Annotated in this window: 19 protein-coding genes, 3 pseudogenes and 1 riboswitch; of the genes and pseudogenes, 13 read left to right on the forward strand and 9 right to left on the reverse strand. The window is 34.7% G+C overall.

The window, feature by feature from the left end; all coding sequences use genetic code 11:
• Positions 1–98: 98 nt before the first annotated feature.
• From P9E47_RS01170 to P9E47_RS01180, 3 genes are all read right to left on the reverse strand, one after another.
• Entirely contained in the window at positions 99–1,256 is a 1,158-nt protein-coding gene (locus tag P9E47_RS01170; RefSeq protein ID WP_003330801.1) for a VanZ family protein, read from the reverse strand.
• A 122-nt stretch (positions 1,257–1,378) separates the two neighbouring features.
• Positions 1,379–2,428 (reverse strand): DUF418 domain-containing protein, encoded by a 1,050-nt coding sequence (locus P9E47_RS01175; RefSeq protein ID WP_326162309.1) that lies wholly within the window; start codon positions 2,426–2,428, stop codon positions 1,379–1,381.
• 423 nt (positions 2,429–2,851) lie between these two features.
• Positions 2,852–3,391, reverse strand: a complete 540-nt coding sequence (locus P9E47_RS01180; protein ID WP_003330804.1) for a DUF421 domain-containing protein — start codon at positions 3,389–3,391, stop codon at positions 2,852–2,854.
• A 1,187-nt stretch (positions 3,392–4,578) separates the two neighbouring features.
• On the opposite strand from P9E47_RS01180, the gene P9E47_RS01185 reads away from it, so the two are divergent.
• Positions 4,579–4,917, forward strand: a complete 339-nt coding sequence (locus tag P9E47_RS01185; RefSeq protein ID WP_003330805.1) for a YmaF family protein — start codon at positions 4,579–4,581, stop codon at positions 4,915–4,917.
• Positions 4,918–5,061: 144 nt separating this feature from the next.
• On the opposite strand, the gene P9E47_RS01190 is transcribed toward P9E47_RS01185, so the two are convergent.
• Positions 5,062–5,442, reverse strand: coding sequence for a hypothetical protein (locus P9E47_RS01190; RefSeq protein WP_407697157.1), 381 nt, complete (start codon positions 5,440–5,442; stop codon positions 5,062–5,064).
• A 325-nt stretch (positions 5,443–5,767) separates the two neighbouring features.
• Between P9E47_RS01190 and P9E47_RS22890 the strand changes: the two are divergent.
• Positions 5,768–5,905, forward strand: a pseudogene (locus P9E47_RS22890) (sodium:solute symporter family transporter); the annotation flags it as partial.
• 124 nt (positions 5,906–6,029) lie between these two features.
• Here P9E47_RS22890 and P9E47_RS01200 read toward each other — a convergent pair.
• Positions 6,030–6,686 (reverse strand): potassium channel family protein, encoded by a 657-nt coding sequence (locus tag P9E47_RS01200; protein WP_003330808.1) that lies wholly within the window; start codon positions 6,684–6,686, stop codon positions 6,030–6,032.
• Between the two features lie 28 nt (positions 6,687–6,714).
• A complete protein-coding gene (locus P9E47_RS01205; protein ID WP_003330809.1) occupies positions 6,715–8,052 on the reverse strand; it encodes a TrkH family potassium uptake protein in 1,338 nt (445 codons plus the stop codon).
• Positions 8,053–8,440: 388 nt separating this feature from the next.
• Positions 8,441–8,577: riboswitch (cyclic di-AMP (ydaO/yuaA leader) on the reverse strand.
• Between the two features lie 253 nt (positions 8,578–8,830).
• Between P9E47_RS01205 and P9E47_RS01210 the strand changes: the two genes are divergently transcribed.
• The 3 genes and pseudogenes from P9E47_RS01210 to P9E47_RS01220 all read left to right on the forward strand — a co-directional run.
• The gene (locus tag P9E47_RS01210) at positions 8,831–9,214 is read left to right on the forward strand and encodes a DUF2294 domain-containing protein (RefSeq protein WP_003330810.1); all 384 of its coding nucleotides are present in this window, start codon (positions 8,831–8,833) and stop codon (positions 9,212–9,214) included.
• A 103-nt stretch (positions 9,215–9,317) separates the two neighbouring features.
• On the forward strand, positions 9,318–9,503 hold the full coding sequence (locus tag P9E47_RS01215; RefSeq protein WP_035192593.1) for a hypothetical protein: 186 nt from the start codon (positions 9,318–9,320) through the stop codon (positions 9,501–9,503).
• Between the two features lie 286 nt (positions 9,504–9,789).
• Positions 9,790–10,363: pseudogene (locus P9E47_RS01220) on the forward strand (potassium transporter TrkG); the annotation flags it as partial.
• Positions 10,364–10,455: 92 nt separating this feature from the next.
• Here the strand turns inward: P9E47_RS01220 and P9E47_RS01225 are convergent.
• On the reverse strand, positions 10,456–10,764 hold the full coding sequence (locus P9E47_RS01225; protein WP_326162312.1) for a hypothetical protein: 309 nt from the start codon (positions 10,762–10,764) through the stop codon (positions 10,456–10,458).
• Between the two features lie 127 nt (positions 10,765–10,891).
• Here P9E47_RS01225 and P9E47_RS01230 point away from each other — a divergent pair.
• Positions 10,892–11,224, forward strand: a pseudogene (locus P9E47_RS01230) (N-acetyltransferase family protein); the annotation flags it as partial.
• A 26-nt stretch (positions 11,225–11,250) separates the two neighbouring features.
• Positions 11,251–11,574 (forward strand): EamA family transporter, encoded by a 324-nt coding sequence (locus P9E47_RS01235; protein ID WP_326162313.1) that lies wholly within the window; start codon positions 11,251–11,253, stop codon positions 11,572–11,574.
• Between the two features lie 64 nt (positions 11,575–11,638).
• Here the strand turns inward: P9E47_RS01235 and P9E47_RS01240 are convergent, their stop codons facing one another.
• Positions 11,639–13,006 carry an MmgE/PrpD family protein gene (locus P9E47_RS01240; protein WP_326162315.1) on the reverse strand — a complete coding sequence of 456 codons (1,368 nt, stop codon included), beginning with the start codon at positions 13,004–13,006 and terminating at the stop codon, positions 11,639–11,641.
• A gap of 97 nt (positions 13,007–13,103) precedes the next feature.
• Positions 13,104–14,354, reverse strand: a complete 1,251-nt coding sequence (locus tag P9E47_RS01245; protein ID WP_326162317.1) for an NAD/NADP-dependent octopine/nopaline dehydrogenase family protein — start codon at positions 14,352–14,354, stop codon at positions 13,104–13,106.
• Between the two features lie 154 nt (positions 14,355–14,508).
• Between P9E47_RS01245 and P9E47_RS01250 the strand changes: the two genes are divergently transcribed.
• The 6 genes from P9E47_RS01250 to putP all read left to right on the forward strand — a co-directional run bounded on the left by P9E47_RS01250 (position 14,509) and on the right by putP (position 21,999).
• Positions 14,509–15,390, forward strand: a complete 882-nt coding sequence (locus P9E47_RS01250) for a LysR family transcriptional regulator (protein WP_326162318.1) — start codon at positions 14,509–14,511, stop codon at positions 15,388–15,390.
• A 192-nt stretch (positions 15,391–15,582) separates the two neighbouring features.
• On the forward strand, positions 15,583–15,969 hold the full coding sequence (locus P9E47_RS01255) for a hypothetical protein (RefSeq protein ID WP_326162320.1): 387 nt from the start codon (positions 15,583–15,585) through the stop codon (positions 15,967–15,969).
• A 156-nt stretch (positions 15,970–16,125) separates the two neighbouring features.
• Positions 16,126–16,995 carry a MurR/RpiR family transcriptional regulator gene (locus tag P9E47_RS01260; protein ID WP_326162321.1) on the forward strand — a complete coding sequence of 290 codons (870 nt, stop codon included), beginning with the start codon at positions 16,126–16,128 and terminating at the stop codon, positions 16,993–16,995.
• 637 nt (positions 16,996–17,632) lie between these two features.
• Complete coding sequence (locus tag P9E47_RS01265) at positions 17,633–18,547, forward strand: proline dehydrogenase (RefSeq protein WP_326162322.1); 915 nt, start codon at positions 17,633–17,635, stop codon at positions 18,545–18,547.
• A 25-nt stretch (positions 18,548–18,572) separates the two neighbouring features.
• Complete coding sequence (gene pruA, locus P9E47_RS01270) at positions 18,573–20,144, forward strand: L-glutamate gamma-semialdehyde dehydrogenase (RefSeq protein ID WP_326162323.1); 1,572 nt, start codon at positions 18,573–18,575, stop codon at positions 20,142–20,144.
• Between the two features lie 346 nt (positions 20,145–20,490).
• Positions 20,491–21,999: a sodium/proline symporter PutP gene (gene putP / locus P9E47_RS01275; protein ID WP_326162324.1), complete on the forward strand. Its 1,509-nt coding sequence runs from the start codon at positions 20,491–20,493 to the stop codon at positions 21,997–21,999.
• The last annotated feature ends 66 nt before the right edge of the window (positions 22,000–22,065 follow it).

A 22,065-nucleotide genomic window follows, 5' to 3' on the forward strand; every position in this document is an offset into this window, starting at 1 on the left:
CCTCCTTGAATGACTACAAATCAGATTATACTGACTGAACCTTACATCGTTTTAATCTAAACCTTACATAAACCTTAAAAAAGGAAGCAAATCCTGTTTTAAGAATTTGCTTCCTTTTTTCTTGGGACAATCTCTGCAACATGGTCAAAGTAGAAGGTGCGCTTTCCTTTTTTTAACATAACGAATACGGCATGAATGGATAAAGTCAGCCACATGATGCTAATAAATGTGAAGATAGCCATCGTTACCCACACATGGATAACGTAAAAGTGAGATTCCATTTCTAATTTCATGTGATCGAGAATGTTAAATAACGTAGATAAAAGCCAAGGTAAATATAAGGCAACGGTTCTTTTTAGCAAGGCCTGCCATGAAGGGGCATTTCCCTTCAAATTCGAAAGTTTAAATCGCATTATACTTGTTCCGATTGTTTTTCCACCCCATAGAAGAGGTATGACAAAGTACACAACCATAAAGCCCGCTGTTATATACATCATTTCGGCGAATCCACTGGATGTTAGTAGTCCGAATGTGAAAGAAAATGTTAATTTAATGAAAATATAATCTAAAAGTACAGCAAGTAATTGTGACAACGGCGATACTAGATGGCTCTTCTGCATTTTTTCCGCTTTCACCAATAGTTTTTCCCTAGAAGGAAATAAAGCCAGTATGACTGGAGCCATAAGGAAACCAAAGAGTGCACCTGTACTATTTAACATTAGATCGTCAACATCAAATAAACGATAGGGGCATTTATAAATTCCGTATATTCCCGTAACCTGCGTTACTTCGTAAAAGAGAGACAGGACAAATCCTAAAGCGAATGCCCTTTTCCAATATCGTTTTTCTTTGAAAAAGTATCTTAAATATACTCCAAAGGGAAGTAATAACAGAAAATTAAATGCCGCCTGCCAAAAGGCACTTTGATTGAATATCTGAATATACGATCTCGGTTGTGACCAAATAATGGGGGTCTCTTTAAAAATATCTCGAATAAAGGTGAATGGCTTTAATGAATAATAAACGGTATTTGGTGATTGAAAAGCGCAAGTATTTCTAGTTGACGGAAGCGGCAAAAGAACTAGAAATAGAGCTGATAACATATAGAAAATAAACGAGTAAGCAACAATGGAAGCCCAAAGGCTAAAAAATCCATACTTTCTATAGCTATATACCAACCAAGGGATGACAAGCAGAAAACCCAATACACCAAACATAATGAATGCGACCTTTATTGGTAGGATATATACAGACATACATACACCTCTTTTTGCTCTCTCATAATTTGAATCAATTTAAAAAGCAGACGAAATGCGCTAAATTACGCATCTTGTCTGCCTTATTATTGTTTAATTGTATACAAGACATTCAATCGTAATTACTTCCTAATGGATGCTCCATTCCTGCCATATGTCATAAATCGCCATACTTTTTCTAATGGCCCCATCTTAAAGAATTTAAACCAGATGACGCTATAAATGATTTGAATTGCAAAAATGATGATTGAAATGATGACAATGTTGATCGGCGAAACAACTTCTAAATCCATGATTGAAATGATGGCCAGCCCGATAAAGCTCTGTGCCCAATAATTTGTAAACGCCATTTGCCCAACCTGGGCAATCGGCTGCAGAAGTTTGGCGATGCGTTTGTTTTCTAAGATTACAAATAGACTCGATAAGTACAAATAGGTTGTCGGTATTGTACCTAAAGCAATGATTTCTTGAATATGTTGATTATGACCTTGTGATGCGAACCAGATCCAAATAGAAAAACCGATAAACAATGGAAATGTAACAATTTGGAGCAACCTTATTTGAGTGGACAAATCACTTATTTTTCGAATCCAATTCGCTTTAGCTGCTAAAAATCCAGATAAAAACATGATGAAAATCGTAATGCTATCATTCCCAAGAAAGGTAAAAACCTTTGAGAACATCCCCATATTTGGAGCAAAGATTACCAATAATAGCGATATGATATGGACCGCAATCAATCCGCCAAGCCACTTGCTAATCGTTGACACCTTTGCCCGATAAAAAGGAATCAGAAGGAAGCCAATAACGGCATATACTGCTAGAATGGAACCCCAAAAAAACAAAAAATGAATAATACCGATTAACAACAGAGCTAATAAACGTCTGGCAAAACGCCAGCGTGGCCTATCACCACGGCTTTCAGCACGCGAGGCAAAAATATAAAACCCTGCACCAAATAGAAAAGAAAAAATGGAAAAGAATTTTTTCTCTACAAGAATATCGGTTAATATGGCAACGATTTCGTTTATACCGTTATAATCTGGAATCACCACGTCATCAGTAAGGATTTTAAAGGCCCCTACATTAATTAACAAGATCCCAAACAAGGCAATACCACGGATAATATCTAAGGAAATGATTCTTTCCTTTTGTGTAATGGATGGACTCATACTATAATTACTCCCTTTAATAAGTAGTTTCTATTATAAAATTAGTATAGCGACCCAACCTTACACTATTTTAATGCAAACCTTACATTAACCTTAAAACATTAAGTACGAAAAAATCGCAAGTATCCTTTTACTTGCGACTTCCTGCTATCATTTTTGAAATAAACCATAAAAATTCCTAAAACAAAAAAATAAAGTATAAGCTTACCTATAAATAATTAAATGTAGATGATTTACTCGATTTCATGAAAAGGAGGTTGAAAAGTATCTTGAAGCCATGTGGCTCTTAGTGTGGAAAGTTTATGCTTATTTAATGGAAAGGATATAGTTTACGTCACATTACTATACGGACTTACCGATATAACGGTAGGTCCGTTTTATTAATTCAATTACTAAGGCAAGAAAAATAATTCAACGTCATCATCATTTAGGCGACTGTTTACTTTCGTTCACTGTTACTTGTTGGAGTATTTTTTGTATTTTCTCATCCAGAATTTTTTCTAAATCACCGATTGTTACAGGCTTAGCATGCTGCATTAGCTCATATCCTAGCTGACCGGTAACCTCAAAAGAAGCATCTTTAACATCGCTGATAGAAGTAATTCCGTTTTCACGCAATCTTGCTTCTAACTGATCAACTGTTAGACGTAATTTTTTAAGATTATTGGAAATGATTTTTCCATTTTGAATAACTGGTGTTTCCTTCCCAATAAATATTTTTTTCATAATTGTAAATTTTACTGTTAAAAATTGGATAAGTATGAGAAATGCTACAAAAGTACATAAGACAACGATTGTTTTTATTAAGCCCTTCTCTGAAATAGCATGGCTTATTGTCGATGCAATTGCTAAAAGTGTTATAATTTCTATTCCCGACATTTCGGCTACTGTTTTTTTACCCGCAATGCGGACTAAACAAAAACCTGCTAATAAAATTGCTATTGATTCTAAAATGTAATTCATAACAACCCTCAAATCAAACTTTAAAATAAATCATTGTTTTTAATTTACGCTTTATAGAAAACGAGAAAACCAATATTTAGAGGCTTTCTTTTCCAAAATAAATTGTATCCAATAGAATAGGAATGCCTTAGAGAAAAAGTAAAGAAAAAATTGAAGACCATTTATTCGAACCAAGGAATAGTACCTTACCTTTTTTGCAAATACCGAGAAGGGGAAGGCGAAGAAGGCATTTACAATTGCGTTAAGTAAAGTAAATCGTATGAAATTTCCGTATGTCCATTTTAAAATCCATATTGAGCCAATCAAAAAAAGGACCGATATTCAAAGGAAATTCTCCAAATAAGTATGAGTTTGGCTTATTATAGAATATCCACCATTTTTGTTTTTTTTTTCGATTATTGCATTTGCACCTTCTATAACACCTATTAGAAGTGAGGTAGGTAAAAATCTTTTTATATTTTGTAAACCCAAAAAAGGCGGTGTTGACCATAGCAATATTTGTTAATTTTTGAATTTTAATTGGTATAAAATATACTCCTTTCGCAGAAACCTACTACCTTGATTAGTTAATATATCCAAAGATTAAACTTATATGTATTGGTATTTGCCATGTGATAATTTCGAGTAAAACCAATAGTAAATTATTGAGGATAAAGAGCAGTTTGGCAATCATATTTATACACGAATTAAAGCACATCATAGCCGCAGCTATTCTGTGCTTTTATTATTGGTTCTGTAAATTTGCTCCTACCTTAAAATCTTTGAAATCGTTACTGATTTCTGGGTATCACTTACACTGTATTGACTGCTATATGGTTTTTACTTTATGTCTATTTAAGGGATCATTATTTTGAACTTTGATTGATCCACGACTTCTAGGCTGTAAAAATATAATGGCAATAATTAATGCTTCCTCAGTAGGTATGCCAACAAGTTGGACATCGCGGTGTTGATTGTTTTTTCCGAATAAGGAACAGTTTATTCGTGGAGGTCTATTTGGAATAGACTTTTGCTCATTGTAAAAACGTAATTGAATCACTTGCTTAAAGGACATATTTTGATAATTTAATAAATATCATTTGTATTAAAGATGGTAAGGGAGGGAGAGCTTTAGTATAAAACATGATTAACAATTTTAAATATCCATACCAATGGATATTTAAAGTATCTGCAGAAGGGGTGGGGATATGGCAAAGATAGGAAAAGATGATTTTGTTAATGGCTTAGTTCCGCACCATAATCATGGTTCAGTGGATTATACTTCGGTGGAAGCAGGGCATGTTCATCAGTGTTTAGATGTTACATCTCCTGCAATTCAAACTCAGGATGGTAGCCACATTCATTATACTGAGGGATATGTTGTCTTCGAAAACGGACATACCCACTATTATAAAGCTTATTCAGGACCCGCCATCCCGGTTGGAAATGGAATGCACGTCCATTATTATGATTTTTATACAAGTGAAGACGATGGACATCGACACCATATTAAAGGAGTTGATCAGCCAGCTCCAGGTACTAAATAGAAAATTAAATAAGATAGCGATGCTTCAATAACGAAGTATTGCTTTTCTTTTTTTGTGCTAAATGGAGCAGTTTTTTAAATAAGTAAATAAGGACCATTTATGTAAATGGTCCTCTAACGTAATCAAATCTTACTAAATTCTTTATTATCCACGGGATCTATCAATGACTGTGCATCGTCTTGCGCCTCTGCGGATTAAACGGTTGGCCTCCACTAATGAGATTTTGACAAAAACGGCATGGTCTGTGTCGTCTTCTACATCAAACACGGCAAACGCGTCTCTACCGACAATCAAAACAGAAATAAATTCTACCTCTAGATTATCCATCATTGGAACACGATTTGAAATTTCACAACGTTCTACTCCTGCATCTAACAACGTCATAGCTTCCCCGCGTGAAATACGAATAAACACGTACTCCTCAAATGCAACGTTACCAGCTTCCACTTCAATTTCAACCACAAGAAAAAAGCGATTCCTGATTTGTAGGACACAATTTGCTCCAATTGAAATAACATCCTGCATATTCAAAAGAATTCACCACCTTTTATTTTCAGTAGTTCATTTTATGTAATAACTTTCTAGTTCGATAGGGATAGGTGGTGAATTTTTATCTAGATTTTTTTCATCCGATTTTCCCTCCAAAATTTTTAATCTTTTAATCTTACAACATAAATATTAGTATTAATGTTTAATATTTCAAAATTTTATTTTTATTACTAACGTTGATATATCAACATGTCAGAATATCTGTCATAAAATTTTATTTGAATTACAGAGAACAAAGCACAACACCCTCTATAATGTATCAAAGAATGACACATACCACCTAAAACTCAATATAAAATTTATATCTTTAGTAGGTTATGCATGGGCAGGCTTCGGAGCGGTATTTGGTCCGGTTATTTTATTAACTCTCTTTTGGAAAGGAACCGCAAGAAATGGTGCCCTTGCTGGAATGATTATAGGAGGTCTTACAGTCATCGTATGATCAATCAGCCGCTGTGATTCATTTCTATTTATATGAACTACTTCCTGGGTTTGTATTTTCATTTTACAACAGCCACCCTGACGGAAGTGGGTGCAAGAGAAGTGTTAGCGCACTTCTCTTTTTATTCTATACTTGAAAATTTAGATAAATCCTGTCTATTCCCAATAACCACCAACAAATCACGTTCATGAATTATATGATCTGGCGAAGGTGATACAATGATATCGCCGTCACTAATAATAGCAATGACACTTACATTATATTTTGCTCGAATTTCAAGTTGCCGCAGGCTTTTTTCAGCCATTTTTGAAGGGATCATAATTTCTTCTATATTATATTCTTTTGACAGTTCTATATAATTTAACATATTTGGGGAAAGAAGTTGATTGGCAACACGCTCTCCCATATCTCTTTCAGGAAACACAAGCCAATCAACACCGATTTTATCTAATACATGGCCATGACGCTTTCCTTGAGCCTTAGCAATTATTTTATCAACATTCAAATCTTTTAGTAACATGCAGGTTAATATACTCGACTGTATATCATTCCCTATTGCTACAATTACAACATCAAAATTTCGAATTCCAATAGAAGTAAGTGCTTTTTCTTCTGTAGTGTCTGCGACAACTGCATGTGTAACGTATTTTTCTGCGTCTTCCACTCTTTCTTCACTTACATCAATACCAAGTACCTCATGTCCTGCCTCACGAAGTCTTCGAGCTACACTTGTACCAAACCTCCCTAAACCGATAACAGCATATTGTTTTTTAATCATTTTTAACTCACATCCTTCTTATAATTAATTAACCAATCATGATATTCCCTTTTGGATGATGATAAGCTTCCTGTTTTTGTCTTTTCGTAATCGCATAAGCAAGTGTCAAAGGGCCTAATCTTCCCGTGAACATTGTAAGAATAATGAGCAAACGCCCGATTGGAGATAATTCCGGCGTTAACCCCATCGATAAACCTACTGTACCAAAGGCAGATGCTGCTTCAAATAGATACATAAGAAAAACATGCCCCTTTTCGGTAATGCTCAGCAAAATTGTTACAATCATTACAATTAAGGCCCCACTCGTAGCAACGGTAAAGGCTTTTAAAATTGTTTCCATAACAATTCGGCGTTTAAATAAAACAACGTCTTCTTTTCCTTTAAACTGAGACCACACGGTTGCCATTAAAACAGCAAAGGTAGTAATTTTAATACCACCAGCTGTTGACCCAGACCCGGCACCAATGTACATCAAAATGATTGTCAAAAATAATGTAGAATGGGTTAAATCTGCCATTGGCAATGTATTGGCACCAGCTGTTCTAGGGGTAACAGCATGAAACAACGCTCCAAGACTTTTACCAGCAACAGATAAAGGACCAAGTGTTTTGTTATTTCCATATTCAAAAAGAAAAATTAAGACAGTTGCTCCAATCGTTAAAATAAGAGTAGTCGTTAATACAGCCTTAGTGTGTACAGATAATTGTCGGGTTTGCCGATATTCAAAAAGTTCATTCATGACAACAAATCCCAATCCACCTAAAGTAATGAGAGAACACACCGTTAAAACTACAGTCGGATCATCTACATAATGGGTTAGACTACGAAATTCCCCCATTAAATCAAAACCTGCATTATTGAAGTTGGATATTGCATGAAAAAATCCATAATAAATTGCTTTTGCTGCCGGCATATCAAACGAAAAGCGGATTGCTAAAATGCTGCCCCCTACAAATTCAATGATTGCGGTGAAAATCAGTATTCTTTTGACCAATCTTACCATTCCAGCAAAAGTAATGTTATTGAAAGCCTCCTTCAGCAGCAGCCTTTCTTTGAAAGAGATTTTTTTACCTAAAAGTATAAATAAAAGTGTTGCAAATGTCATAAAGCCTAATCCGCCTACCTGTATGAGTGATAAAATAACCAACTCGCCAAACATTGAAAATGTATCTCCTGTATCAACTACAATAAGACCCGTCACACATGTGGCAGATGTTGCAGTGAATAAAGCATTTAAAAACGAAAGACCTTGCCCGTCTTCAGTGGCAATGGGAAGAGTCAATAAAGTTGCGCCGATTAGAATGATAATTGCAAAGCCTAAAACAAGAATTTTAGGAGGATCTAGATTATCTTTTATTTTTCTCATTGTTTTCTCCTTGTTTAAATAATGAATTTAATTTACCTTCAATATTAATTTCTTCATTTTTTTTTATATAATTACTATGTTGTTATCTCTTGCTGAAAAAGAAATAGACCATTAGCTACTCTTCTCCATACGACAACTGCAGGATCATTTAAGATTCTAATAGCAAATCAATCTAGGATTTCACTATTAAAACCTTGCATAATTCAAACATTACGAAGTGGAGAAAAGAACTTATGGTCTACTTAATGCCCAGCAAGCATCTAGCCCTCTTTGCATTCTGTCTTCCAAATAGCCTTTTCGTTTTTTTGCATAATAAAAAGACCGTACTGCACAGGCTGCTATTTTGCTCTATAAAACAAAAAAGCCCCCTGAATTAAGGCGGTCTTGTGACCTCCTTCGCATTAGCCGACGAAGTTAGCTGACGGGTAGGATGGCGAAAGAGTAATCATCCCTTCTACAAGCAGAATTAACCCCAAAATAATGGTTCCTCCGTTCTCAACGAATGAGATTAGGCTGTTATCAAGTTATTGAATCATGGAGAATATTGTAATCCAAGAATTGCATCTTTGTAAATCACTGTAAGGTTTAAAATATGTTTAAAAATAACCTGTTCCATTCATTTTTAACTAATTTCATTAAATAATATTATTTTTTCTCGATGTTACTCCTTTTTTTTAGATATTTTAAGTTTTCATAAATTTATTTTTATTTTCATTGACATTAACCAAAAAAGGAAATTAGAATAACTCCATATTCCAAACTTGTCATCGGAGGCTTTATGATAAATCCCAAAAAGAAACTAGAGGCTGAAATAAGTGAAGCACTAATTAAGTTCCAGCGTGAGTTAATAGGTAAGGGGCCACAGGAAGCAAAAACTTATATAGTTAATGATATGTTAATTGCACGGTACAAAGGAGTATTGACTATAGAAGAAAAGCATTTAGTGAGTTGCGATACTGGAAAAAAACTCGTGAAAGAAATGCGGGAACTTCTTCGAGAAATGTATAGCAAGGATACTGAACGTATTGTTGAAGAACATGCAGGGTGTAAAGTTCTTTCCTCACATAGCGATATCAGTACCAAAACTGGAGAAAGAATAGAAGTTTTTATTATGGATAGAGATTTAGAGAAGTGGCTAATTGCGAAAAATAATTTTGATTGATATTTCGATATATTAATTTTATGTAATAAATGTAAATCTAAGAGATTATTATATTTGTTCAACCGATAAGTTCAAATTTAAAAAAATTAAAGAGGTGGTAAATGTGGAGAAAACCAATGTAGTTAATGCTGTTGGTAAAGGTGGAGAAACTTACTTAACTACATGTCAGAATAAACAAGAGTTAGAAAAATGGTTAGCAGAACATAAGGATGAAATAATAATTGATGAGTTAAAAGTAATTGATAAAGTAAGAAATCCATTGTTAAAAATTTTTTCACGAAATAAATAATATTATCAAATTCGCCTCACTTTATATAATAATTTAAACAACTAATTAGCTAAAATACAATTAGCTAATTACCAAATAGGGGTAGCGTCAGGAAAGTCGGATTATCTTAATTTACGACGCTAATCCTATTTTCAAGACATTCCCCATTTTTAACAACGTTAAGAAAGTTTCAATGGTCTTAAAGAATCAAATGAGACCATTCTCTCCGAATTAAAATGGTATTCTCCTAGTAAATTAATATGTTCCCAACCCAGAGGTGACATATGGTGCAATAATTCTTCATTATTTTAAGGATATGTCATGGCATAAATCATTTTTTTATGCTTTTTTCCAGTCTGCGACAACAAGAAGCACCGGATTTACTACAATGGATATTACAGAATTTTCAGTGCCTACGCTCTTGGTTATGGGTGTTTTAATGTTTATAGGCGGATCTCCTAATTCTATGGGTGGTGGGATCAGGACGACTACATTAGCTTTAAATCTGTTATTTATTTATAATTTTGCGAAAGGAAAGCGTTATATCAAAATCTTTAATCGTGAACTTCATCAGGATGATATTTTGAAATCACTAGCCATTACGCTATTAGCTATTGTCATGTGCTTAGTATCGGTCATTATTATAAGTATTACTGATAAACAGCAGCCGCTTATTGCTATTTTTTTGAAGTTTGCTCTGCTTTCGGTACAGTAGGCTTACCTATGGGGATTACCCCTGACCTCAGTATTTTTGCCAAGTGCATTCTTATGATTTTAATGTTTATTGGAAGAATTGGTTTAACTTCTTACTTATCATCGGAGGAATGAACATTAAGGAAGAAAAATATCATTATCCAAAAGAGAGAGTTATTATAGGTTAAAATCGAGTTGGACTAGCATCATGACCTACTGTGTGAGGGGGGAGTACCAGCGAAGCAGTTAGGAAGTATAGTGCACTTTAGAGATTTATTGTTCAGCAATCAATGCTTCCATTAGGCATCGATTTTTCCAAAGCTGATTTCAAAAAATTAATATACACTTGAACCTCTTCTGGTAAAAACACATCGTTTCGTTTCACCAAGCCAACTTGAATCACGCTGCCTCCGTCCAATGGAATAGAGATAATATTGGGATTCATGTAATTATTCACGATACACCCTGTTCCTAGATTGTAGCTATCTGTATTTGAAAGGAGGTTATTCATGGCCCCTCTATCCTTGAGATAGACTAAGTTCCCTATATTGTCTACATTCAGTGCTTCTTCCGCAAAATGTAGCAACATATCGTCCTGCTGATAGGTCAGATAAGGGTAGTCCCTTAATTACTCCAAGGTAATATATTCAAGATAAGCCAGAGGGTGCTCTTTTCGAAGAAAGACGTGCTGTTTCAATGAAGCAAGGGGAGTAAATGTTAGTAACTTTGATGTATTCGGTCCATTTAGAGCATGGCCAGCTTATAAATATTCCATTGAACATTCTGTTTATGTAGATAAAGAATACAGAAAAAAAGGGATCGGGACTTCTTTACTAAAAGAAATAATCGCTATTGCCAAAGAAAGAGAGTATATGACCTTAATTGCTGGAATTGATGCAGTAAATGAAAAAAGTATAGCTATGCATAAAAACTTTGGCTTTGTTCATTCAGGTACAATAAAAAAAGCAGGTTTTAAATTCAATAGATGGCTTGACTTAGCTTTTTATCAATTAGAACTTAACGGACCTAAAAATCCTATAGAAGAATAAGAAAACAGGATGGATTACTTATTTTAGTGTTTTTACATCGAAATCATGAAATGTATTTTGGTTCGGATATTTATTTAACGTTATTATTAATGTTTGCAGGTATTCTTACGGTTTTACGACTTCTATGGTTTACAGAAGGTTTAAAAAGAATTTCTTTAACAACAATTGGATTTTTTCAATATATTACGCCAACTATCACTTTTCTCCTCGGGGTATTTGTTTTTGAAAATAAAATAACATTGATGCATTGGATTTCCTCTAGTTTTATTTGGTTATCACTTGTTGTTTTTTCCATTGCATCGTGGAAAGGCAAAAACAAAAAAGTAAGAGTAAAAGCTAACTTTTCATAATGGGATAGTTAGCAGTTGCTCTTCTATTTTGATAAAACTTTTGTACTCTCACTAAATTAAAATGCTAATTCGCAATCATCTCGCCACTAATGGAAGTGGAAGACTTCTGTTGAATAAAGTTAACAAAATCGACTATCGAGCGTAACGGAATATCAAGATTATTTGTAAGTAAAGCAAGTAATTTTTCTTGATTTGGTGCACTAAGAATAGGTTGGGTGATGCGCATAAATTTTTCAGTGATCCACTCCAGATCAACGTTGTCAGATGCCTCACCAGGTGCAGCGTAAAGTTCTGATTGTAGTACTGTACCATTATTTAGCGTGATATCAACCCTTGCCAAACGTTTCTCCGGGAAAAGGCTATCAATTTCAGGGTCAGTTACAAAATTCAGACGCTCCATTAACTGGAGTACCTTCGGGTTATCAAGTGCCTCTTCTCTTACCTGCATAAACCCCAGATCACCGTGAACCAATGCGGCAGCAATCGGATAGGCAATATTGTATTGAGCCTCATCTGTTGTTTGTGGTATTTTTTTACTCAATTTTGCAGCAGAGTCAAAAGTATAAACCGTGATTTCTTTGATATCATCTGCATTAAAATCATATTTTTTCATTAAATCCAGACATGCCTTAATTGGTTGATGTGCCCAGCGGCAGCATGTGTATGGTTTAAAGTACAGATTCATAATTTCATAATTTATACCCAGTGTATCAACCAAGTGACGGAACTCCGGCGTTTCTAAAAGATTGCCATAACCAGTGCTTCCTGCCAATGTTTCCTGTACAGCCATTGCCCCTACTAATGCACCGAAAGGTACCCCATCTTTATTCATCGATGGATATTGCACAGAACGCATGACAGGGGTTAATGGGGCATGGAAGTCAGCAATTGATAAAGTATTGTTCAATTGCTCTCGATTTAAGCTATACAACCGTCCAACCCCGGCTGCTGTGCCAAAAGCGCCATAAGTACCAGAACTATGCAGGTATCCATAATGTTCTTGCTCTGCAAGTGCCCAACGAATTGTAACCTCATAAGCAATAACCAATGTAGTAAGAAATTCTTTATATGAAACATCTTTTTCTAAGCCAGCAGCCATAATTCCAGCAATAAAAGCTGTTCCTGGATGGCCTTTGATCATATTGTGACCGTCATCAATATCGAATGAATTGGAAGCATGCGACATCGCAATCGTCGCTCCAAGAAAATTAAAGGTTCTTTCGCTACCCACAACGGGGATATTGCCATCTTTGCAAAGTAATTCAGCAAGTCGTACGCCCGCATTAAATTGTTTACCTTTGCTCCCAAGTAGTAAGGCCATCATCAAATCGATGCTACAAACTACTGCCCGTTGCCGAATTGTCTCAGGCAGGCTATCCCACTCCGTATTTAGAATATAATCCTCGAGCCTGTAATCGGTTGCAAATTCCATTTCCATTTCTCCTTATTATGACAATAATATTATAAGTGGAGGTGGCTCCAAATTATTTCAATGGCCATCCCCACCTGCAAGTAAAAGTTATAGATTGTTAGCTTAGTAATAAAGCTGGATAGTTCCCGTTATTCAGATAATCAAGCAGTGTTTCTTTGTCCATATCTTTAATACCAAGGTATTCTAGTGAATAACCTTCTTCAAAATAATTCTTTTTCAGCATAGCACCTGCCAACACAATCATGGAATCGATAATAGGAGTACTGATTCCATACTGTACACCTAGCTCATGATATACTTTACAGCCAACCGGTACATCTTCTGTACAATAACGATGATGGATACTGTTAGGACCAGTGTTAGCCTCTGTAGTTGGTTGATCAAGTGGAAGGATCATATTGTCTTTACCATCTTTATCAAGTCCCATATATTCCTGGGCCAATACACTACGGCGTGAGAAGAATGACTCATAGGAGTATCTTGGTAAATCAACACCAATTCCCTCAGCTAGCTTGATTTCTTCATTATAAAATTGATATTGTACCTCGCAGATGGATGGACACAAAGCGTGAGCATACATTGAGTAACCAGATTTATCAAAGTCTCCAAAAATTTTGCCCCAGTTTTCCATTGTAGAAACACCAAGTAATGTTGCCGGTACATGGATAACTGGATTAATATTGCTAAAGCCGATATCAAGTACTGTATCACCTTTTACTGCGCCATCGCCATACGTTACAGCGTCCATGCAAGAAAGGTATTTTGATGCTTCAATGAAATCGTCTGCATCAGTCATAGGTAAAGTTGCTCCGCGTAAAGTAATGGCACGGTATTTAACTCCTACATGTGGTAACATGAAACCGCCTACAGATTCGATTCTTGTGCCATAAGGAGCACTTGACCAGCCACCGACGATTACCTTTGTCGTACAGCCTGTTTCCCTCATCATTTTTCGTAATAACAAGGTTCCAAAATTATCAGTAAAGATATTAATAACCTGGCCGTCTTCCAATACTGGGATTAATGATTTGAACAGCGGCTCATGTCCAAAAGCCGGAATGGCGATAACAATATGCCCTGCACCTTTTACTGCCTCTGCAATATCGGTTGTTATTACATCGATTTTGGCAAGTCCGGAGCGTTTGAAGTTGTACAGATTTCTTTGGATACCATCAAGTTCAATACCTGTTTTTTCTAAGTTAGCCAAACTTTTTTCAGCAAATGGCATTGCATCATACAGGCGTACCTCTTGACCCGCCAATGTCGCATCAGCTGCAATAGTCTTTCCAACGGCACCTGCACCAAGCACTGCCACTGGCATATTTTTCAAATAATCCATTTTCCCCATCACTATCCATCTCCTTTTAACTATATATAATTTTTTGATTTTTACATTTACTAACCTTGCTGTAAATTTATTGTATAATGGCTATGTATCATTCGTAAAATGAATGGATTTAATAGATATCATTAAAATTTTAAATGGATGAGCGGTGAATATTATGGAGTTTAGAAATATAATCACATTCCTAGCAGTGGCTGAACAAGGCTCTTTTACTGGAGCAGCCAATCAACTGGGGTATGTTCAATCTACAGTTACAATTCAGATTAAACAGTTGGAAGAAGAACTAGGTACTATTCTTTTCGATCGTATTGGAAAAAGAGTGGAGCTCACTGCAAACGGAAAGAATTTTATGCATTATGCCAACTTGCTTGTGAACATTTCAGAACAGGCGAAGCTGATTGGCAAACGACCCGAGGAAATGGAGGGCAACCTTCGCATCGGTATTTTAGAATCACTATTGATATGGGTTCTATCAGAAAAACTTCCAGATTATTATAAAGTATTTCCTTTGATCAAGGTATTAACAAGGACTGCTCCAGCAAAGGAATTATTCCAAATGCTAAAGCAGAATGAATTGGATATGGTATATTTCCTTGGCAAAAAAATGCACAGCAACGACTTTGTTTGTGCCTGGTCGGAGCCGGTCAGAATAGTTTTTGTTTCACATCCCGACAATCCTTTTGCCAATAAAAAAGGTGTCATATTGCGAGAACTTGTAGAACAGCCTTTTATTTTAACGGAGAATACTGGTTTTTATAGAAGTGCATTGGAGGAAATTGCAATGGAACAGGGTATTTCTATTCAGCCTTTATTTGTAATAGACAATACAAGCGCCATTATTAAACTGCTTAAAAAGGGGCTTGGTATCTCATTTTTACCAGAATACGCTGTTCAGGAAAGTTTAATCAATAACGAGTTGGTTATTATTGAGGTAGAAGATTGCTCAATACAATTATGGAACCAGCTATTTTATCATAAAGATAAATGGCTAGCCCCCCAGATGGAGAGTTTTATTAAACTCATAAAGGATAATAATTGATCGGCATAGCGCCAAGTTAAGCAAGGAAAATAAACAGCCTTAGTCCGATATAAGACCGAACTAAGGCTGTTTTAATTGGGTATCTCCAAAAGGGAACAAGTGAACTTTTTTTAATTTAAATGGTTTACTAAGATTCGCGTCAATGTTAATATGTTTTTAAATTTATCAAATTTTAAAAAGAAGGTGTCTTCTTTGCATAAAATGATCTATCCACTAATCGTAGCAATAGCCCTATTAGGTTTATTAACCATGTTTCCATTTCACCCTATTATTGGACAAAATTACTCAAAAATATTAATTGCACATATTACTTTAGGAATTGTCGTTGCCCTGTTATTAATAAAGGTGATCTATTCACATGCCCTAATCGAGGTAAGCAATCCTTTCAAACTAGGATTTAAAAAATGGAATGGCTTTAAACTATTGGTATACTTATTTTTAGCCATTATATCAGGGTTGATTATCATTAAGGTCCACTATAGTTGGCTTATCTATTTTCATGGGTTTATTGGTTTATGGTCATTACTAGTTGGTTGGAAACATAAGAGAACCAATACTGCATCAACTTCAAAGAGCTAAACTCATAACAACATATATTATTTAAAACGTTTGTAAAAATATATTACAACGTTTTTTTCTGTTTGCTGTAGTACTTTCAACACCAATTTAACTTTATACAATAATAAGCTATTATATTTATATATAAATAGAACTTCATTAAAAGGCGGTTTAGGTATGAGGGTTGAACAAGAAGGAATGAATATATTAGATAAAATAATTTCCTTAAAAGAAAGTCTACCAAATAAACAAAAAAAATTATGTGATTATGTATTACAACATCACCAAGACATTGGATTATTAACAGTTAAGGAATTAGCTGAAAAGGCCGATGTTGGTACAACAACTGTTTTACGATTTGTCAAATTGCTAGGATTTGATAGTTTCTTTGATTTAAGAAAAGAATTCCACAATATCCAAAAAGATTATTCGGATAAATGGGAAAGTGTACAAAGATCCTTTGGCGGTAATGGTGAGAATAAAGAATTTAAAATACTATCAAGTGTTTGGCATGAGGGCATGCATATATTAGATCAGTCGCTCAATCCTCAACTGGTTGAAGGATTTAATCAGGCTATGGAACTTATTGTAAATGCAGACCGTATTAATTTGTTAGGGCTTCGTCCTTATAAAGCGGTAGCTTTATATTTGGAGGTGTTAATTGAGGAATTCCATTCAAAAACAAGACAGTTAAGTTTTGATGGGGAATCAATGTTTGATAGAATATTGCAATTTGAAAAGAATGAAGTTTTTATTATTTTTAGTTTTTCACCATATGTTCAGAGAACTATTGAAGCTGCCAGTATAGCTTATGAAAAAAGTATTCCTATCATATTGATTACAGATTATTTGTCTTGTCCTATTGCAAGTTTTTCAAATGTTATTCTAAAACTTGAGCCTAGTGAGAAACATTTTTCAATCATTCCAATTATTGCACTTGTAGAGGCCATAGTTATTGAATTAGGAAAGAGAAAGTCAAAAACAGCTATCCCTAAAATAAGAACTTTAGTTGAAACATTGAAAGAAAAGAAAATTATAGTAGATTAAAATTGGATATTAAAAAGACATTTTTATCTGAATTATAATTTAGATAGAAATGTCTTTTTTTATAATAAACAGAATAAATGAACTTTTTTTATAAAAAACGGTTTACATCGAATGTTATTGATGATAACATCCCTTGTCTGTAAAGGGACTTTATAGGAGCAAGAAACATAGAATTGATCTTGAGGAGGATTTTGTCGAGGAGATACCTGCTGAAGAAGAATTCACTGAATCTATGAAGGCGGGTAAGGCCGTTAATCAATAGTCTATTTTAAAAAAGTATATACATTTAATAAAGATCATTTCCATTGGTGTTTTAATAAATGTCACCATGGGAAGATTTTTTTAAAAAAGGAACAAATAAACTTTTTTTAAAAAAAGTAGTTTACAATAAACCGTCTAGGTGTTACTATTTTTTTAAAGTTGAGTAAATTCAAATTATTCTCTGAGGAAGGAATTGATCTTGGATGAGTATTATTTAAGAGATTGAAACTGTAACACAGAGTAAAAGAATTGGTTTTATTTATCTCCCATTTTTAAGCAGTTCAATTGTAAATCGAACTATATGTAAGCGTTATCCCATGGGAGCCATCCACACAAGTCATAGAATTTAACAAGCATTTGAAACGGGGTGTTTACAATGTCAAAAGTACTCAGCAAAGTTTTTATCTCACTCTCACATAACCAAACAGCAAATAAAATGGCAAAAAAATATGGACTCAAATTTGGTGCTGCACGTTTTGTAGCTGGAAACAATATTGAAAACGCTGTGAAATGTGTTCGAGAATTGAATCAAAATGGAATGGTAGCCATGTTGAATTATTTAGGTGAATTTGTTTCATCTGAAGATGAAGCAGAAAAAGCCGCAGACAATTGTGTCAAAACATTAGATGCCATACATCAATCAGGAATTGATAGCAATTTATCGGTTAAGATTTCCTCCCTAGGTTTGGATATTAGTAAAGAGGTATGTCTAAGAAACCTTAGAAGAATATTGGACAAAGCAAGAGAGTATGGTAACTTTGTCAGAATTGAAATGGAAGACTATTCCCATTGTCAGTTAACATTAGATATTTATAAAGAATTACGAAAAGAATATGACAATATTGGAACTGTTTTACAAGCATATTTATATCGAACTGAAAAAGATATTCAGGACCTAAATTCATATAATGCTAATCTACGCTTAGTCAAGGGTGCCTATAATGAGCCTGCAGATGTAGCATTTCCAAAGAAATCCGATGTTGATAAAAACTATGAAAATATTATTAAAACTCATCTGTTGAATGGAAATTATGCTGGTATTGCAACACATGATGGGGAAATGGTTGATAAAATTCTTCGATTTGTAGATGAAAACAAGATTCCTAAGAGTCAATTTGAATTTCAAATGTTATACGGAATTAGGAATGATTTACAAACCCAATTAGCAAAAAAAGGATATAAGGTACGTGTGTATATCCCTTATGGGGTTGATTGGTTTGGGTACTTTATGCGCAGATTGGCTGAAAGACCTGAAAATGTGGCGTTTGTATTGAAAAATGCATTTAAATAAAATACTAGGAGGAAAATGATAAAAAATGAAAACTCTTGAAATACTTAAACTCGATACTTTTAATAATGCGAAGGATACAGATTTCTCAATCGAAAGTGAAGTAAAGGCATTAAAAGAAGCCATTTCATCTTTTAAGGCTAATTTAGGAAAAGAATATCCTGTTATCATCGGTGGCGAAAAGATTTATACAGAGGACAAAATTACTTCTATAAATCCTGGTAAGAAAGATCAAATTGTTGGCTATATGAGTAAAGCAAATCTTGAAATGGTAGATAAAGCGATCAATACTGCTGTTAATGCATTTGCAACATGGAAGTTAGTACCTGCAGCGGAAAGAGCAGAATATTTATTTAAGGCTGCAGAATTATTTGGGAAGAAACGGCATGAATTTTCAGCTGCCTTAATTATCGAATCTGGAAAAAATTATGAAGAAGCTGACGCTGAAGTTTCCGAAGCTATTGACTTCCTGAATTTCTATGGAAGATCAATGAATCAATTAGAAGAGGATAATCACCATTTAAAAAATATTCCTAATGAAAAGAATAGGTTAAAATACATTCCGTTAGGAGTAGGTTTTATTGTACCGCCTTGGAATTTCCCGTTAGCTATCACTGTGGGATTAACTGTTTCAGCAGTTGTTACAGGTAATACGACATTATTAAAGCCTGCTTCCAATACTTCAATCATTGCCTATAAGTTTGTTGAATTAATGGAAGAGGTTGGATTGCCTGCAGGAGTTATTAACTTTATTCCTGGAGACTCATCTGTAATTGGTGATTATATTACAGGTCACCAATTTACTCGCTTTATAAGCTTCACAGGTTCTAAAGATGTGGGTCTTCGTATTAATGAAATTGCTGGGAAAACTGCCGAAGGACAAAAATGGATCAAACGTGTTAATGCCGAAATGGGTGGAAAAGACGGCATAGTAGTTGATGAAACGGCTGACTTAGACTTTGCCGCAAGCGAAATTATTCAATCTGCTTTTACTTTCCAAGGACAAAAATGTTCCGCTGGTTCACGATTAATTATAGTTGAAGATGTATATGATGAATTAATTCAAAAAGTAGTACAGCTTGCCCAAGAAATAAAAGTAGGAAATGGTGAAGAAAACTATTTTGTCGGTCCGGTAATTGATGAGAAGGCCTATAATCGAATTCTAGAATATATTGAAATAGGCAAAAAAGAGTCAAAACTTGTGTTAGGCGGAACGAAAGGCAGTGAAGAAGGTTATTATATTAATCCTACTATTTTCATAGATGCTGACCCAAATAGCACTCTCATGCAAGAGGAAATCTTCGGTCCAGTTTTAACTGTAGCAAAAGCAAAAGATTGGGAAGAAGCTATTGAGATTTACAATAATACAGATTATGGATTAACAGGCTCCTTCTTCTCAAAGGATGAATCTAGAATTGAACAAGCTATTGAGCGTATGTATTGTGGCAATTTATATGTGAACCGTCGTTGTACAGGTGCCCTAGTAGGCGTGCATCCATTTGGTGGTTTTAATTTTTCTGGTACAGACTCTAAAGCAGGTGGATATGATTATTTGAAACTATTTAGCCAAGGGAAAACACACACTGTAAGACAAAACTAGTTATGATGTAACTTTAGAAAATTTAATTTTTACTAGGGGGTTTACCAAGATACACATCGGTAAACTCCTAGTGGATTTGATAAAATTCCTAATACTATTGCAATTAATTTTTTGACCATAGTGAAAGCGCTTAAAATACTTTTTAGAAGGAGATTGATAAAATGGTAATGTCTCTTCCGTATTCAACATTTTTTTGGCTATTTGTTCCGATGGGTTTGTTAATTGTATTATCATTATTAACTTTATTTACGCAAATAAGAAAAGAAAGAATGGAAAAAAACTCCGTATTAATTTCCGAAAATTTTAAACAGGTAGAAAAATCAGCTAATGTGAGGGGGAGTTAATAATGAGTTATATTTCTTTAACTGTTTTTATCGTATATTTCGGAATCCTCTTCACTATTGGTTTTATGGCTTACAGAAGGACAAAGAATTTTGATGATTATATACTTGGTGGAAGAGAACTTGGTCCATTTGTTGGAGGTATAAGTACTGGAGCATCAGATATGAGCGGTTGGTTACTCTTAGGACTACCAGGTGCAATATATGCTACTGGATTATCAGGTAGCTGGCTGGCGATTGGTCTAGCCATTGGAGCATATATTAACTGGCAATTTGTTGGTAGGAGAATAAGGGTGTTCACTCAGGTGGCCAACAACTCGCTTACACTACCTGATTTTCTCGAAAATCGTTTTCGAGATAAATCTAAATCTCTCAGCATAATCGCATCCTTATTTATTTTAATTTTCTTCACATTCTATATTTCTTCTGGTCTTGTAGGGGGAGCCATTCTATTTGAAAAAACGTTTGGAATACCTTATGAAGTATCACTTTGGACAGGCGCTGGTATTATTTTCTTTTATACTGTTCTTGGGGGTTTCTTTGCCGTAGCTTGGACGGATTTCTTACAAGGTTCATTAATGTTTTTAGCTTTAATTACAGTGCCGGTTGTTGCTTTTTTCCACCTTGGTGGATGGAGTGAAACTGTTTCAGTGATTGGAAATATTTCTTTGGATAAAATAGATATTTTTACAGGAACATCTGCACTTGGAATTATTTCACTGTTGGCTTGGGGTCTAGGGTACTTTGGTCAACCCCATGTTATTGTTCGATTCATGTCAATGAAATCCTCTAGAGATATTATTGTAGGACGTTCAATATATAACATTTGGAATGTATTAGCGTTGTTTGGGGCTATCTTTACAGGGTTTGCTGGTATTGCTTATTTTGCAAATGCACCTTTATCAAATCCTGAAATCGTATTCATAGAATTCGCACAAGTATTATTTAATCCATGGGTTGCAGGTATATTACTAACAGCTGTCTTATCGGCCATTATGAGTACAATAAGTTCTCAATTATTAGTATCAGCCTCCGTTTTATCTGAAGACCTATATAAAGGGTTTTTCAGAAAACATGCCAGTCATAGAGAATTAATGTGGCTAACAAGAATCGCAATATTGGTTATTTCTCTTATTGCTCTTTTCTTAGCATACAATCCAGATAGTTCAGTATTATCCTTAGTAGGTTATGCGTGGGCAGGATTTGGAGCCGTATTTGGTCCAGTTATTTTATTAACTCTCTTTTGGAAAGGAACCACAAGAAATGGTGCCCTTGCGGGAATGCTTGTAGGAGGTCTTACAGTTATCATATGGTCTATTTTATCAACTCCGCCAATGGGACCGGATGGTGTAAGATTAGATCAATCAGCTGCTGTTATTCCTTTCTATTTATATGAACTACTTCCTGGATTTGTATTTTCATTAATTGCGACCTTTGTTTTCTCGAAGGTTGGAGCTGCTCCTACTAAGGAAATGATAAAAGAATTTGATTTAGTTAAGGCAAGTAATATTTAGTTGGACAAAGGTTGCCTTATGGTTGGATGCCGACACAAGCAAAATAGGTAGTTCACAAAAAAACAA

It is taken from the genome of Schinkia azotoformans (assembly GCF_035811335.1).
GTDB lineage: Bacteria > Bacillota > Bacilli > Bacillales > Bacillaceae_J > Schinkia > Schinkia azotoformans.

What these genes read in the sequence shown, in the direction of transcription:
- P9E47_RS01170 (WP_003330801.1), bottom strand. Translation starts at nt 1,256, where the DNA reads ATGTCTGTATATATCCTACCAATAAAGGTCGCATTCATTATGTTTGGT.
- P9E47_RS01175 (WP_326162309.1), bottom strand. Translation starts at nt 2,428, where the DNA reads ATGAGTCCATCCATTACACAAAAGGAAAGAATCATTTCCTTAGATATT.
- P9E47_RS01180 (WP_003330804.1), bottom strand. Translation starts at nt 3,391, where the DNA reads ATGAATTACATTTTAGAATCAATAGCAATTTTATTAGCAGGTTTTTGT.
- P9E47_RS01185 (WP_003330805.1), top strand. Translation starts at nt 4,579, where the DNA reads ATGGCAAAGATAGGAAAAGATGATTTTGTTAATGGCTTAGTTCCGCAC.
- P9E47_RS01190 (WP_407697157.1), bottom strand. Translation starts at nt 5,442, where the DNA reads ATGCAGGATGTTATTTCAATTGGAGCAAATTGTGTCCTACAAATCAGG.
- P9E47_RS01200 (WP_003330808.1), bottom strand. Translation starts at nt 6,686, where the DNA reads ATGATTAAAAAACAATATGCTGTTATCGGTTTAGGGAGGTTTGGTACA.
- P9E47_RS01205 (WP_003330809.1), bottom strand. Translation starts at nt 8,052, where the DNA reads ATGAGAAAAATAAAAGATAATCTAGATCCTCCTAAAATTCTTGTTTTA.
- P9E47_RS01210 (WP_003330810.1), top strand. Translation starts at nt 8,831, where the DNA reads ATGATAAATCCCAAAAAGAAACTAGAGGCTGAAATAAGTGAAGCACTA.
- P9E47_RS01225 (WP_326162312.1), bottom strand. Translation starts at nt 10,764, where the DNA reads ATGTTGCTACATTTTGCGGAAGAAGCACTGAATGTAGACAATATAGGG.
- P9E47_RS01240 (WP_326162315.1), bottom strand. Translation starts at nt 13,006, where the DNA reads ATGGAATTTGCAACCGATTACAGGCTCGAGGATTATATTCTAAATACG.
- P9E47_RS01245 (WP_326162317.1), bottom strand. Translation starts at nt 14,354, where the DNA reads ATGGGGAAAATGGATTATTTGAAAAATATGCCAGTGGCAGTGCTTGGT.
- P9E47_RS01250 (WP_326162318.1), top strand. Translation starts at nt 14,509, where the DNA reads ATGGAGTTTAGAAATATAATCACATTCCTAGCAGTGGCTGAACAAGGC.
- P9E47_RS01260 (WP_326162321.1), top strand. Translation starts at nt 16,126, where the DNA reads ATGAGGGTTGAACAAGAAGGAATGAATATATTAGATAAAATAATTTCC.
- P9E47_RS01265 (WP_326162322.1), top strand. Translation starts at nt 17,633, where the DNA reads ATGTCAAAAGTACTCAGCAAAGTTTTTATCTCACTCTCACATAACCAA.
- pruA (WP_326162323.1), top strand. Translation starts at nt 18,573, where the DNA reads ATGAAAACTCTTGAAATACTTAAACTCGATACTTTTAATAATGCGAAG.
- putP (WP_326162324.1), top strand. Translation starts at nt 20,491, where the DNA reads ATGAGTTATATTTCTTTAACTGTTTTTATCGTATATTTCGGAATCCTC.